Raw genomic sequence first — 13406 nt, forward strand, 5'->3', positions numbered from 1 at the left:
ACTTCGTCCCGGTTCGGAAAAACGAGTGACACTTGGTCAACTTCATACGTCCCAGGTACGCGGAACGGTGTGACAAACCGCTCGGTAGGTGGAACGATGGGTGCACCATCTCGTGCGGATCAGGGACGAGATGGTCATCCGGCCGGGCTCTCGGGCCTCACCAACTCGATCAGAGCCCCGCCGGATGCCCTTGACTCTCGGTGGCGGTGCGGCGGCGGGACCGCAGGCGGTCAGGCCAGCGGCGCCGGCGCTCAAGCCCGGGGCGCCGGCCCTCAGGCCCGCAGCGCCGGGGCGATCTCCTCGGCCGCGATGCGCAGGATCCGCTCGTGCGCCGCACGGTCGCCGTTCGCCGGCAGGGTGATGACCAGTTCGTCGGTGGCGGTGACCGCCGGGTCGGCGAGCAGGCTGTCGACGATGGCCGCCGGTTCGCCGGACACGACCTTGCTGAAGCGGAACGGCGGGTTCCCCGAGAGCGGCCGGCCCTCGTCGTCCATCCCGGAGGCGTACCCGGTCAGGAACTCCTCGTGCACCTCGCGGTCGTGGTCGTCGAGGAGCGGCACCACGATCCGGCCCACGGCGACCTTGGACTCGCGCTCCGGGTGCAGCTCGGCGAACCGCTCGCGGTAGGCGGCGATCTGATCGGCCTGCGCCTGGGCGAACGGGGCGCCGGTGTCCTCGGTGTTCAGGGTCGAGCAGTGCAGCAGGAGGCCCTTCTCGGCCGTGCGGACCGCCGTGCCCATGCTGCCGCCACCCCACCACACGCGGTCGCGCAGGCCCGGGCTGAGCGGCTGCAGGGTCAGGTCGGCCCCGGCGGGGATGCTCTCGTAGCCCTTGCCGGCGCTGCCGAGGGGCTCGCCCTGCAGGACCTCGAGCAGCCGTGCGGCGCGGGCCTCGGCCTCGTCGCGGAAGCTGCGGTCGACCGTGCCGAACACCGGGTCGAGGATCGGACCGTACCCGGCGATGCCCGTGCTGATGCCGAGCTGCACCCGGCCACCGCTGAGCAGGTCGACCGTGCTGGCATCCTCGGCCAGGCGCACCGGGTCCTCGTAACGCATGCCGAGCACGGCGGTGCCGAACGCAATGGTGCTGGTGCGCTGCGCGGCTGCCGCGAAGAAGGTCATCGGGCTCGTCAGGTACGGCTCGAAGTGCCGTCCGCGCACCCAGCCCGTCCCGTAGCCGAGGGACTCGGCGGTCTCGAACAGGCGCAGGCCGTCCTCCAGGGCGCCGGCGGCGCCGTCGGTGCCGCCGTGGTTCGGGACGAAGGAGAGGAAACCGAGTTCGCGCATGTCGCGAGTCTATGCGCACGTATCGAAATCCGCCTGGGTCGGCGACGGGGCGGACGGGAGGCCCGTGGCGGCGCCGCCACGGGCCTCCCGTCCGGCACATGCGCACCTGGGAGGATGGGCGCATGACCGACGTCACCGCCCTGCCCCCGCTCGTCGCCGCGATCCCGGCGGCGGTGGACGGCGTCGTCGACCCCGACGAGGTCTACGAGGCCTTCGCGGCCTGGGCCGCGGTGGGCGGCCGACCGCTGTACCCGGCGCAGGACGAAGCGGTCATCGAGCTCGTGTCCGGCGCGAACGTCGTGCTGAGCACGCCGACCGGCACCGGGAAGTCGCTCGTCGCGGCCGGCGCGCACTTCGCCGCGCTCGCCGAGGGAAAGCGGAGCTACTACACGGCACCGATCAAGGCGCTGGTGTCCGAGAAGTTCTTCCAGCTCGTCGAGCTGTTCGGTGCGCAGAACGTCGGCATGGTCACCGGCGACTCGAGCGTCAACGCCGACGCCCCGATCGTCTGCTGCACCGCCGAGATCCTGGCGAACCTGGCGCTGCGGCAGGGACCGGACGCCGACGTCGACGTCGTCGTGATGGACGAGTTCCACTTCTACGGCGACCCCGACCGAGGCTGGGCGTGGCAGGTGCCGCTGCTCGTGCTCGAGCGTGCGCAGTTCCTGCTCATGTCGGCGACCCTCGGCGACGTCACGACCATCGCCGACGACCTGTCCCGCCGGACCGGTCGGCCCACCGCCCGCGTGACGGGTGTCTCGCGACCCGTGCCGCTCGAGTACCAGTACGTGATGACGCCCGTGCAGGAGACGGTCGAGCGGCTCCTCGAGGAGGGCAAGGCGCCGATCTACATCGTGCACTTCGCCCAGGCCGCCGCACTCGAGCGGGCGCAGTCGCTGATGTCGGCGAAGGTCGCCTCGCGCGAACGCCGCGACCAGATCGCCGACGCCATCGCCGGCTTCCGGTTCAGCGCCGGGTTCGGACAGACCCTGTCGCGCCTGATCCGGGCCGGGATCGGCGTGCACCACGCCGGCATGCTCCCGAAGTACCGACGACTCGTCGAGCAGCTCGCCCAGCGCGGCCTGCTGCCCGTCATCTGCGGCACCGACACCCTGGGTGTCGGGATCAACGTGCCGATCCGGTCCGTGCTGTTCACCGGGCTGACGAAGTTCGACGGCACGAAGATGCGCCAGCTGTCCGCGCGGGAGTTCCACCAGATCGCCGGCCGGGCCGGACGTGCCGGGTACGACACCGAGGGCGACGTCGTCGCCGAGGCACCCGAGCACGACATCGAGAACGCCCGCGCCGTCGCCAAGGCCGGCGACGACCCCAAGAAGAAGAACAAGATCAAGCGGAAGAAGGCGCCCGAGGGCTTCGTGTCCTGGGGCCAGGCGTCGTTCGAACGGCTGATCGCGGCCGAGCCGGAGCCGATGGTCTCGCGCATGCGGATCACGCACGCGATGGTGCTGTCCGTCGTCGCCCGCGGCGGGGACGCCTTCGCGGACGTCCGGTCGCTGGTCTACGACAACCACGAACCGCGCTCCCGGCAGCTCGCCATGGCTCGACGGGCACTCGTCATCGCCCGGACCCTCATCAACGCGCGGGTGATCGAGAAGGTCGACGGCGCCTACCGCCTGACCGTCGACATCGCGCCGAACTTCGCGCTCAACCAGCCGCTGTCACCGTTCGCGCTCGCCGCGTTCGAGTTGCTCGACCCTTCTTCTCCCACTTATGCACTGGACATGGTCTCGGTTGTCGAGGCCACGCTCGACGACCCGCGGGCGATCCTGTCGCAGCAGCAGTTCAAGGAGCGCGGCGAGGCCGTCGCCCGGATGAAGCAGGAGGGGATCGAGTACGAGGAGCGGATGGAGCTGCTCGAGGAGGTCACCTGGCCGAAGCCGCTGGACGAGCTGCTGACCGCCGCGTACGAGGCCTACGCCGCCGAACAGCCCTGGGTGCTCGACTTCCAGCTGTCCCCGAAGGCCGTCGTCCGCGACATGTACGAACGCGCGATGACCTTCGGCGACTTCGTGCGCTTCTACCAGCTCACCCGCTCCGAGGGGCTCGTGCTCCGCTACCTGTCCGACGCGTACCGGACCATGCGACAGACCATCGCCGAGGAACAGCGGACCCAGGAGCTCGACGACCTGATCGAGTGGCTGGGCGAGGTCGTGCGGCAGACCGACTCCTCGCTCGTCGACGAGTGGGAGGCGCTGCTCAACGGCGACGTCCTGCTGGCCTCCGAGGAGCACGAGGAGATCGCTCCGCCGCAGCCCGCACGGCTCACCGGCAACCCGCGGGCGTTCCGGGTGCTCGTGCGCAACGCCCTGTTCCAGCGGGTGCTGCTCGCCGCGGCCGACGACATCGACGGGCTCGGGGAACTCGACGCGACCGCGGGCTTCGACCGAGCCGCGTGGGACAACATGCTCGAGGAGTACTACGAGGAGCACGACAGCATCGGCACCGATGCCGATGCGCGCTCGATGCAGTACCTGGTGCTCGACGAGAGCGGCGCCACCGCGTCACCCCGGGTCTGGAAGGCGCGGCAGATCTTCGCCGACCCCGAGGGGGACAAGGACTTCGGGTTCTCGGCGACGATCGACCTGGACGCCTCGGACGAGGTCGGCGAGGCCGTCGTGCGGGTCACCGAGATCGGGCGGTTCGACGGGTGGGCCGAGGTGGACGTCGACTGATCGGCGCTGGGGTTGTCGGACGTGTACCGTCTCCGGCACCACCCCCACCCGAGAGGACTGCGTCATGCGCATCGGATCCAGCATCGCCCTGATCGTCATCGGCGCGATCGTCGCCTTCGCGCTGAACATCCAGCTCGCCGGTATCGACCTCCGCCTGATCGGCTACATCCTGATGGCAGCCGGTGTCGTGCTGCTCATCATCAGCCTCGCCGTGGCCTTCGGCGGTCGCCGCACCACGACCACCACGCGCTCGGGCGTCGACCCGGCGTCGGGGGAGCAGATCACCCGCCAGGACCGGCGCGACGGGACCTACTGACCCGCGGGAAGGGTCAGAAGAGGGTCGCGGGCGGGGTCGCGTCGGGCAGCGCGGACGGCTCGGGGACCTCGGCGCCGGGCCAGCCGGGACCGTGCGGCACGTCGGTGCCGTTCTGGAACGCGGTGGCGGCACCGCGGGCTCGCACATCGGCGGCCTCGTTCATCTCGTGACCGACGTGGCCGCGTACCCACTCGAACGTGACCTTGCGGCCCTGCAGTTCGGCGTCGAGTTCCTTGATGATCTCGACGTTGAGGACCGGCTTGCCGTCGGCCTTCCGCCAGCCCTTGCGCTTCCAGCCGGCGAGCCACTCGGTGCAGGCCTTGATGGCGTACTGGCTGTCGCACAGGATGTGCAGCGGCTCGCCGGTGTCCTTCGTGGCGCGGAGCAGCTGCAGCACGGCGGTGAGCTCGCCGATGTTGTTCGTCGCGCGTGGCCAGCCGCCGGCCGCCCACCGGTCGTCGTCGACGTACCAGGCCCAGCCGGCGGGGCCGGGGTTGCCGAGGGCTGAGCCGTCTGCGGCGGCGACGATCGTCACGATGGGACCTCCTGGTGGTGCCGAGTGCTCGCGAGTGCTGGTCAACCGTAACCGACCGTACGGACGGGCTCTGCGCGGCGGGGCGGCGACCGGATCAGCGCGCTGCGGGATCCAGGTTGAGATCGGTGTCCGTGATGAGCTGGTCGCCCGCTCCCGTCTGCAGCGACGGGTTCAGCCAGCGGAGTTGCGCGACGGTGATGCCCAAGCGTTCGGCGACCGTCACCTGCGCGTCGTCGCTCGACACCTGGTAGGACACCGGCACGCTGTCACGCTCGTGCACCCATCCGTTTGCCCCGGGCCGCGCTGCGCCCACGTCGACCTGAAGGTGCGGGTACGGGTCGGGGATCGTCCAGCGCAACGGAGCAACTGCAAGCACGGAGCCGATGCCGGTGCGTCCGGAATCGTCCCCGTCATCAGACGGCGCCGGCACGAGCGCGACGCTGTGCAGGAAGTCCGGAGTGGACCCAGCCTCGGACAGTCCGACCGAGTCCGGTGCACCGGTCTCCGGGTCCCAGATGACGACTCCGGCGCGGTACCCGCTGGCGTCGCCGCCACCGTCAGCGTCACCACCGCGGAACTCCAAGCTCATCCACTGCGGGTTCGTCGTGTGGTAGCCGGACAACTCGGCGTCGAAGGTGCCGCTCTCGTTCGCGACGACCCGAACGTGGATCCGGGTGTCACCGCTCGCCGAGACGACATCGGTCTCGGCGGCGACCGTGCCGGCCGCCAGGACCTGCGGCGTGCTGACCTGTTGTGCGGCCGGAGTCGGGTCCGCTCCCTGGCTTCGGTCCGTTCGGTCGAGTGACACCTGTCGCGTCGGCGTCGGGATCGCGTCGTCGCCGCCGAACGCCGTGCACCCGGCGAGCAGCAGCCCCACCAGTGCCGAGCCGATCACCGCGGTCGTCGCGGTCCGTGTTCGTCCCATCGTTCCCCCCTCGTCGGCAGCGTAGCGGGGGCCAAGGGCCTCATCGAGTGCGGGGAGCGGACCGAGCCAGACTCGTTACACGGGGCCGAGGACTACCGTCCGCTGCAGGAGGAAACACCATGAGCGACAGCATCCCGAACGCCCCCGGCCCTGAGCCGTCGGACGACCGCGCACGGAACGACGCGCTCCGCGACGCCGCGCACAGCGACGACGTCGACGGGGTCAGCGGACGCGAGCAGCGAGCAGCGGACACGTCGTACAGCCCGTCGAGTGAGCGCGAGATGGACGCGTCCCAGACGAAGCAGCGCGACGACGCCGACCTGCGTGCGGACGGCATCGACCCGTCCAAGGTCATCGCGGCTCCCGGGACGGGCGGCGCGGACGATGCCGGCGACGTCGAGCCCGAACCGGGCGACCTGCACCTGCCGTGGCAGTCCGAGGAGGACCGCCGGGGCTAGCTCGACGCCCGGTCGAGTTCGCGCTCGAGAGCCTCGCCATCGGTGACGTCCCAGAACGCCATCGGCTGTGGCCCGAAGAAGCCGTCGAGACCGGTGTTCGCGTAGACCTTCGCGTTCGTTCCCCACCCGAAGAGCATCGATCCCGGTCCACCTCCCGTCGCGTCCCACTCGACGTTGCAGTGCCGTCGGTCACCGGTCCAGCTCACGGTGCGGTCGGTGCGGCCGATCGGGACCTCCCGCGTGCCGCGAGGGGTGATCACGAGGGCCCGGCGATCGGTCACGGCGTAGACGGTCGTCCGCTTGCGGTACCGCTTCACGAGGAACCGTCCGACGAGCAGGTGCAGGCCCATCAGCGTGAACAGCGACCCGACGACCAAGAAGAAGGGCGGCGCCCCGCTGGTCACGGCCGAGACGGTCCAGAACGCCACGAATCCGCACCAGAGCAGCGAGAACGGGATGAGGAACCCGTCGCGGCCCGAGAGGAGCCTGGCCGGATCGCTCGTGCCGGCCCAGTACAGGTGCTCGTCGGGGCGCAGGTGTTCACGGGCGGTCTGTTGAGGATCGATCACCCCTCGACAGTACGGCCCGTCACTCGCTGTGGCTGAACAGTGCGTACCCCACCGACTACGACACCGAGTCCGGGTGGGAGCCCGTCCGCTGCCCGGACTCGAGCGTCGTGATCGCGGCGAGCTCGTCGTCGGTCAGCTCGAAGCCGTCGATGTCGAGGTTCGACCGGATCCGCGACGGCGTGACCGACTTCGGCAGCACCACCACGTTCTGCTGCACGTTCCACCGCACGAGCACCTGCGCCACGCTCACGCCGTGCGCGTCCGCGATGTCGGTCAGCACCGGCTCGTCGATCAGGCGCCCACGACCGAGCGGCGACCACGCCCCGGTCACGATGTCGTGCTGCCCGTGGAACGCGATGAGTTCGCGCTGCGGCAGCCACGGGTGCCGTTCGACCTGGTTCAGTGCCGGCACCTCGCCGGTCTCGTCGATGAGCCGCTGCAGGTGCGGCACCTGGAAGTTCGAGACACCGATGCTCCGTGCCCGCCCTGACTCACGCAGTTCCACCAGAGCGCGCCAGGTCTCGACGTAGCGGTCGTTCGCGGCGGCCGGCCAGTGGATCAGGTAGAGGTCGACGGCGTCGAGCCCCAGCCGCTCGAGGCTGCCGTCGAATGCCCGCAGGGTCGCGTCGCGCCCCTGGTGGTCGTTCCACACCTTGGTCGTCACGAAGACGTCATCACGGTCCAGCCCGGAGGCCCGGATCGCCTTGCCGACGCCGGTCTCGTTGCCGTACATCTCGGCTGTGTCGACGTGCCGGTAGCCGGCGTCCAGCGCGAGGCCGACCGCCGTCTCCGCTTCGGCATCGTCGACCTTGTAGACGCCGAAGCCGATCGCGGGGATCGAGCGGCCGTCGCGCAGGGGAACTGAGGTGACCATGCACCCATCCTGCCGGTGCCTGGCGGGCGCGCGCCGAGCCTCCAGGCCATCTGTGGAGAACGCGACCCGTATGCCGGGCGCACGTTCCTTCCCATAACGGCCGCGATGGCGAGTGGAAACGGGCGTACCTGGTCAGAACTTCCGACCAGGTACGCCCGTTTCGACCAGGTACGCCCGAAACCGCCCGCCGCCGCGCGCCCACCGACACCCGCCGCCGCCCGCTCAAGTCGGCAGGTGCACCGGCTCGGTGTCGGGGAGGGGGCTTGCGTCACGGCCGCGCAGGTCGGGCAGCCAGCTGCGCATCGCCAGGGGGAGCAGCACGCCCAGGCCGGCCATCACAGCGCCGACGGTGAAGCCGCCGACGGGGCCGCTGCCGTCGATCAGGAAGCCGGCGATCGCCGAACCGCCGGCGGCACCGATCAGCTGGCCGGTGCCCATCCAGCCGTAGGCCTCGGCCGTGTCGGAGAACTTGACGGTGGCGGAGACCGAACCGAACATCACCGCGAGGGCCGGCGCGATGCCCACACCCGCGATGACCAGGGCGAGGCAGAGCCACCAGAAGCCCGTGCCACCGAGGGCCAGGGTGAGGCCGACGAAGACGACGGCCATGCGCGTCCACAGGGTGTTGCGGGAGATCGGCCGATGGCCGAACGCCAGACCGCCGGCGAGCGAACCGACCGCGAACACCGCGAGGACGATGCCGGCGTTCGGGCTGCCCTCGCCGAAGACGCTGGTGACGCTCGCCTCGACCGCGGCGCAGGCCCCGATCAGCAGCAGACCGGTCAGGGTGGCGACGACGACTGCAGGGCGCTTCAGCACGACACCGAAGGCGCGCTTGGAACGGGGGATGCGGACGCGGCCGAGCTCGGGGGAGGCGATGAACCACGCGCCGCCGACGACCAGGAAGACCATCGCGACGACGATCGCCTCGACCGTGCCGACCTGGGTGGCGACGAAGGTGGTGATGACCGGGCCGGCGACCCAGATGAGCTCCTGCGCGCTGGCGTCGAGGGAGAAGAGGGGTGTGAGCTGCGCCGACGTCACCATCTTCGGGTAGATGGTGCGCACCGCCGGCTGCACGGGCGGGACCGCCAGGCCGCCGAGGAACCCGACCACCACGTAGCCCCACAGCGGCATGACCACGAACGCGATGACCACCATGCTGATCAGCGCGACGATGCTCGTCAGGATGAGGACGGGGCGCATGCCCCAGCTGCCCATCCACCGGCTCGTCAGCGGGCCGGCCAGCGCCTGCCCGATGCTCGTCGTCGCGAGCACCAGACCGGCCGCGCCGTAGGAGTCGAACACGTGCTCGACGTGCAGCAGGTAGGCCAGCGACAGCATGCCGAACGGGAACCGTGCGGTGAGCTGTGCGGCGATGACACGACCCACGCCAGGGGTCTTCAGGAGGGGCCCGTACGTACTCACGAGACGAGTGTACGGACCGGCCGGACGGGGGTGTCCCCCGTCCTGGGGAGGGGTGGTTCGCGACACGCCGAGGCGTTGATTCCACATCTGTGGATCGGGACTGTCCACCGGTGTGGGGAAGTGTCGGTGGTCGGCCGCAGACTGGCGGAAACTCGGGCCTCCCGGGAATCCACAGACTGTGGAGGACGTTGTGGAGAACTACATGGCTGTAACACTTCCTCTAGTGGTCGGTGCTGCGGCTAGCCACTAGATGTAGTGTGGAGGCATCGCAGCGGCCCCTCCCGGACACGACTGCGGACAGACATCAGCACCACCTCCACAGCACAGCAGAAACCAGTAGGAACCAGGGGAGAACATGGCCGTCACCGTCTACACCAAGCCGTCCTGCGTCCAGTGCACCGCGACGTACCGGGCCCTCGACAACAAGGGCATCGAATACGAAGTGCACGACGTCTCCACGGACGAAGCAGCGCTCGAGCACGTCAAGAGCCTGGGCTACATGCAGGCCCCCGTCGTCGTCACGGACGACGACCACTGGTCGGGCTTCCGCCCCGACAAGATCGCGACCCTCAGCGCCGAACTGGCGTAGTCGTTCTGCGGGCCCCGAAGGGGCCCGCAGGCAGGGCATCTCAGGAGGCGCGACTCGCCTCTCCTGGCCCGTCCGGTCCGCCTGTCCGCACCTTTCCACGAGGAGCGCACCATGAGCCGATTGGTCTACTTCTCGAGCGTGTCCGGGTACACCGCGCGCTTCGTCGAGAAGCTCGGCCGCGACGCGGACCGGATCCCGCTCTACCCGAGCGAACCGTTCCTGCACGTCGACGAGCCCTACGTCCTGGTCCTGCCCACCTACGGTGGCGGCAACGGCGAGGGTGCAGTCCCCAAGCAGGTCATCAAGTTCCTCAACGACGCCCACAACCGCTCGCTCATCCGCGGCGTGGTGGTGGGTGGCAACACGAACTTCGGCGAGGCGTACGGCCTCGCAGGGGACGTCATCGCGCAGAAGTGCAACGTCCCCCTTCTCTACAGATTTGAACTCTTCGGGACCCCTGACGACGTGTCGGCGGTCAACTCAGGATTGGATGCATTTTGGACGCAGCAGTTGCAGACGTCGATCTGACGTCGCCGCAGACGGGGATGGACTACCACTCCCTCAACGCGATGCTCAACCTCTACGACGCGGACGGGAACATCCAGTTCGACAAGGATCGTGAGGCCGCCAAGCAGTTCTTCCTGCAGCACGTCAACCAGAACACCGTCTTCTTCCACAACCTGAAGGAGCGGCTCGACTACCTGGTCGAGAACGAGTACTACGAAAAAGCCACGATCGACATGTACTCGCTGGACTTCATCCAGCGACTCAACGACCTGGCGTACTCGAAGAAGTTCCGGTTCCAGACGTTCCTCGGCGCGTTCAAGTACTACACGAGCTACACGCTCAAGACGTTCGACGGCAAGCGGTACCTGGAGCGCTTCGAGGACCGCGTCGTCATGACCGCCCTCGGCCTGGCCCAGGGCAACGAGCAGCTCGCCATCGACCTGGTCGAAGAGATCGTCGCCGGCCGCTTCCAGCCCGCGACCCCGACGTTCCTCAACACGGCGAAGGCACAGCGCGGCGAACTCGTCTCCTGCTTCCTGCTCCGCATCGAGGACAACATGGAGTCGATCTCGCGCGGCATCAACTCCTCGCTGCAGCTCTCGAAGCGCGGCGGCGGCGTGGCCCTGCTCCTCTCCAACATCCGCGAGGCCGGCGCCCCGATCAAGCAGATCGAGAACCAGTCCTCGGGCATCATCCCCGTGATGAAGCTGCTGGAAGACTCCTTCTCCTACGCGAACCAGCTCGGTGCGCGTCAGGGTGCCGGCGCGGTCTACCTCAGCGCCCACCACCCGGACATCATGAAGTTCCTCGACACCAAGCGCGAGAACGCCGACGAGAAGATCCGCATCAAGACGCTGTCCCTCGGCGTCGTCGTGCCGGACATCACGTTCGAGCTTGCGAAGAACAACGAGGACATGTACCTGTTCTCGCCGTACGACGTCGAGAAGGTCTACGGCGTCCCCTTCGGCGACGTCCCGATCTCCGAGAACTACCGTGCGATGGTCGACGACTCGCGCATCAAGAAGACGAAGATCAAGGCGCGTGACTTCTTCACGACCATCGCCGAGATCCAGTTCGAGTCGGGCTACCCGTACATCGTGTTCGAGGACACGGTGAACAAGGCCAACCCGATCAAGGGTCGGATCAACATGTCCAACCTGTGCTCGGAGATCCTGCAGGTCAACACCCCGACGACCTTCAACGAGGACCTGTCCTACAAGGAGATCGGCAAGGACATCTCCTGCAACCTCGGCTCGCTGAACATCGCGCTGACGATGGACTCGCCGGACTTCGGCAAGACCATCGAGACCGCCATCCGCGGCTTGACCTCGGTCTCGCAGATGTCGCACATCACCTCGGTGCGTTCCGTCGAGGACGGCAACGACAAGTCGCACGCCATCGGCCTCGGCCAGATGAACCTGCACGGCTACCTCGCTCGTGAGCGCGTCTACTACGGCTCCGAAGAGGGCATCGACTTCACGAACATCTACTTCTACACGGTGCTGTTCCACGCCCTGCGTGCGTCGAACAAGATCGCGATCGAGACCGGCGAGACCTTCGACGGCTTCCGCGACTCGAAGTACGCGTCGGGTGAGTTCTTCGACAAGTACACCGACCAGACGTGGACCCCCGCGACCGCTCGTGTTGCCTCGCTGTTCGACAACGCGAACATCACGATCCCGACGCAGGACGACTGGAAGGCGCTGAAGGCGTCCGTCCAGGAGCACGGCATCTACAACCAGAACCTGCAGGCCGTCCCGCCGACCGGTTCGATCTCGTACATCAACCACTCGACGTCGTCGATCCACCCGATCGCGTCGAAGATCGAGATCCGCAAGGAAGGCAAGCTCGGCCGCGTCTACTACCCGGCGCCGTTCATGACGAACGACAACCTGGACTACTACCAGGACGCGTACGAGATCGGTGCCGAGAAGATCATCGACACGTACGCCGCGGCGACGCAGCACGTGGACCAGGGCCTGTCCCTGACGCTGTTCTTCAAGGACACCGCCACCACGCGTGACATCAACAAGGCGCAGATCTACGCATGGCGCAAGGGCATCAAGACGATCTACTACATCCGTCTCCGCCAGCTCGCGCTGGAGGGCACGGAGGTCGAGGGCTGCGTCAGCTGCATGCTGTAGAGCTGCCGCTCTGCTCCCTGGAGGCGCGGTGCCAACCCGCACCGCGCCTCCAGTCCGTCACTTAGTCACCATCTCTGTAAGGAACACACGTTGGTCGAGAAGCTGAAGCTCATTGATCGGGTCCAGGCCATCAACTGGAACCGCATCCAGGACGACAAGGACGTCGAGGTCTGGAACCGTCTCGTCAACAACTTCTGGCTGCCCGAGAAGGTGCCGCTGTCGAACGACGTGCAGTCGTGGAACACGCTGACGCCGGCCGAGCAGACCCTGACCATGCGTGTGTTCACCGGTCTGACCCTGCTCGACACCATCCAGGGCACCGTCGGCGCCGTGTCGCTCATCCCCGACGCGATCACCCCGCACGAGGAAGCCGTCTACACGAACATCGCGTTCATGGAGTCGGTGCACGCCAAGTCCTACTCGTCGATCTTCTCGACCCTCGCGTCGACGCGTGAGATCGACGAGGCCTTCCGCTGGTCCGAGGAGAACCCGAACCTGCAGAAGAAGGCGTCCATCGTGATGGACTACTACCAGGGCGACAACCCGCTGAAGCGCAAGGTCGCCTCGACGCTGCTCGAGTCGTTCCTGTTCTACTCGGGCTTCTACCTGCCGATGCACTGGTCGTCGCGCGCCAAGCTCACGAACACCGCCGACCTGATCCGCCTGATCATCCGTGACGAAGCCGTCCACGGGTACTACATCGGGTACAAGTACCAGAAGGGCCTCGAGACCCTCACGCAGGCCGAGCGCGACGAGCTCAAGGACTACACGTTCTCGCTGCTGTTCGAGATGTACGAGAACGAGGTGCAGTACACGCAGGACCTCTACGACGAGGTCGGTCTGACCGAGGACGTCAAGAAGTTCCTGCACTACAACGCCAACAAGGCGCTGATGAACCTGGGCTACGAGCCGATGTTCCCGAAGAACATCACGGACGTGAACCCGGCCATCCTCTCCGCCCTGTCGCCGAACGCGGACGAGAACCACGACTTCTTCTCGGGGTCCGGCTCGTCGTACGTCATCGGCAAGGCCGTGAACACCGAGGACGAGGACTGGGACTTCTAGGTTTCGAATCGATTGAA

General features: G+C 67.9%; 13 protein-coding genes. 7 read left to right on the forward strand and 6 right to left on the reverse strand.

The annotated features are described in order from the left end of the window. Nucleotides 1-272 precede the first annotated feature (272 nt). A complete protein-coding gene (locus DEJ04_RS14070) occupies nt 273-1286 on the reverse strand; it encodes an LLM class flavin-dependent oxidoreductase (protein ID WP_111047485.1) in 1014 nt (337 codons plus the stop codon). 122 nt (nt 1287-1408) lie between these two features. Between DEJ04_RS14070 and DEJ04_RS14075 the strand changes: the two genes are divergently transcribed. Both DEJ04_RS14075 and DEJ04_RS14080 read left to right on the forward strand, forming a co-directional pair. Next, on the forward strand, nt 1409-3979 hold the full coding sequence (locus DEJ04_RS14075; RefSeq protein ID WP_111047486.1) for an RNA helicase: 2571 nt from the start codon (nt 1409-1411) through the stop codon (nt 3977-3979). 64 nt (nt 3980-4043) lie between these two features. Beyond that, entirely contained in the window at nt 4044-4295 is a 252-nt protein-coding gene (locus DEJ04_RS14080) for a DUF6458 family protein (protein WP_027465939.1), read from the forward strand. Nucleotides 4296-4308: 13 nt separating this feature from the next. Here the strand turns inward: DEJ04_RS14080 and DEJ04_RS14085 are convergent, their stop codons facing one another. Further along, complete coding sequence (locus tag DEJ04_RS14085; RefSeq protein WP_027465941.1) at nt 4309-4830, reverse strand: ribonuclease H; 522 nt, start codon at nt 4828-4830, stop codon at nt 4309-4311. A 94-nt stretch (nt 4831-4924) separates the two neighbouring features. Beyond that, nucleotides 4925-5755, reverse strand: a complete 831-nt coding sequence (locus DEJ04_RS14090) for a hypothetical protein (RefSeq protein ID WP_146248717.1) — start codon at nt 5753-5755, stop codon at nt 4925-4927. A gap of 119 nt (nt 5756-5874) precedes the next feature. Here DEJ04_RS14090 and DEJ04_RS14095 point away from each other — a divergent pair, with 119 nt between their 5' ends. Further along, nucleotides 5875-6213, forward strand: coding sequence for a hypothetical protein (locus tag DEJ04_RS14095; RefSeq protein ID WP_071405879.1), 339 nt, complete (start codon nt 5875-5877; stop codon nt 6211-6213). Here DEJ04_RS14095 and DEJ04_RS14100 read toward each other — a convergent pair. The 3 genes from DEJ04_RS14100 to DEJ04_RS14110 form a co-directional block, all read right to left on the reverse strand. Beyond that, nucleotides 6210-6782, reverse strand: a complete 573-nt coding sequence (locus tag DEJ04_RS14100; RefSeq protein ID WP_111047488.1) for a hypothetical protein — start codon at nt 6780-6782, stop codon at nt 6210-6212. The genes DEJ04_RS14095 and DEJ04_RS14100 overlap by 4 nt on opposite strands. Before the next feature lie 55 nt (nt 6783-6837). Further along, the gene (locus DEJ04_RS14105; RefSeq protein ID WP_111047489.1) at nt 6838-7656 is read right to left on the reverse strand and encodes an aldo/keto reductase; all 819 of its coding nucleotides are present in this window, start codon (nt 7654-7656) and stop codon (nt 6838-6840) included. A gap of 222 nt (nt 7657-7878) precedes the next feature. Then, nucleotides 7879-9084, reverse strand: coding sequence for an MFS transporter (locus DEJ04_RS14110; protein WP_071405882.1), 1206 nt, complete (start codon nt 9082-9084; stop codon nt 7879-7881). 355 nt (nt 9085-9439) lie between these two features. Here DEJ04_RS14110 and nrdH point away from each other — a divergent pair, with 355 nt between their 5' ends. The 4 genes from nrdH to nrdF all read left to right on the forward strand — a co-directional run bounded on the left by nrdH (nt 9440) and on the right by nrdF (nt 13389). Further along, nucleotides 9440-9673, forward strand: coding sequence for a glutaredoxin-like protein NrdH (gene nrdH, locus DEJ04_RS14115; protein WP_017886897.1), 234 nt, complete (start codon nt 9440-9442; stop codon nt 9671-9673). Between the two features lie 111 nt (nt 9674-9784). Beyond that, nucleotides 9785-10201, forward strand: a complete 417-nt coding sequence (nrdI, locus tag DEJ04_RS14120; RefSeq protein WP_027465945.1) for a class Ib ribonucleoside-diphosphate reductase assembly flavoprotein NrdI — start codon at nt 9785-9787, stop codon at nt 10199-10201. Between the two features lie 17 nt (nt 10202-10218). Continuing rightward, nucleotides 10219-12324 (forward strand): class 1b ribonucleoside-diphosphate reductase subunit alpha, encoded by a 2106-nt coding sequence (nrdE, locus tag DEJ04_RS14125; RefSeq protein WP_110864196.1) that lies wholly within the window; start codon nt 10219-10221, stop codon nt 12322-12324. A 90-nt stretch (nt 12325-12414) separates the two neighbouring features. Next, nucleotides 12415-13389 (forward strand): class 1b ribonucleoside-diphosphate reductase subunit beta, encoded by a 975-nt coding sequence (nrdF, locus tag DEJ04_RS14130; RefSeq protein ID WP_017886894.1) that lies wholly within the window; start codon nt 12415-12417, stop codon nt 13387-13389. Nucleotides 13390-13406: the final 17 nt, after the last annotated feature.

It is taken from the genome of Curtobacterium sp. MCLR17_044 (assembly GCF_003234435.1).
In the GTDB taxonomy this organism is placed as follows: Bacteria; Actinomycetota; Actinomycetes; order Actinomycetales; family Microbacteriaceae; genus Curtobacterium; species Curtobacterium flaccumfaciens.

Bases quoted from the DNA above. Each gene is read 5' to 3' on its own strand.
- DEJ04_RS14070 (WP_111047485.1), bottom strand. From the start codon at position 1,286: ATGCGCGAACTCGGTTTCCTCTCCTTCGTCCCGAACCACGGCGGCACC.
- DEJ04_RS14075 (WP_111047486.1), top strand. From the start codon at position 1,409: ATGACCGACGTCACCGCCCTGCCCCCGCTCGTCGCCGCGATCCCGGCG.
- DEJ04_RS14080 (WP_027465939.1), top strand. From the start codon at position 4,044: ATGCGCATCGGATCCAGCATCGCCCTGATCGTCATCGGCGCGATCGTC.
- DEJ04_RS14090 (WP_146248717.1), bottom strand. From the start codon at position 5,755: ATGGGACGAACACGGACCGCGACGACCGCGGTGATCGGCTCGGCACTG.
- DEJ04_RS14095 (WP_071405879.1), top strand. From the start codon at position 5,875: ATGAGCGACAGCATCCCGAACGCCCCCGGCCCTGAGCCGTCGGACGAC.
- DEJ04_RS14105 (WP_111047489.1), bottom strand. From the start codon at position 7,656: ATGGTCACCTCAGTTCCCCTGCGCGACGGCCGCTCGATCCCCGCGATC.
- nrdH (WP_017886897.1), top strand. From the start codon at position 9,440: ATGGCCGTCACCGTCTACACCAAGCCGTCCTGCGTCCAGTGCACCGCG.
- nrdI (WP_027465945.1), top strand. From the start codon at position 9,785: ATGAGCCGATTGGTCTACTTCTCGAGCGTGTCCGGGTACACCGCGCGC.
- nrdE (WP_110864196.1), top strand. From the start codon at position 10,219: ATGGACTACCACTCCCTCAACGCGATGCTCAACCTCTACGACGCGGAC.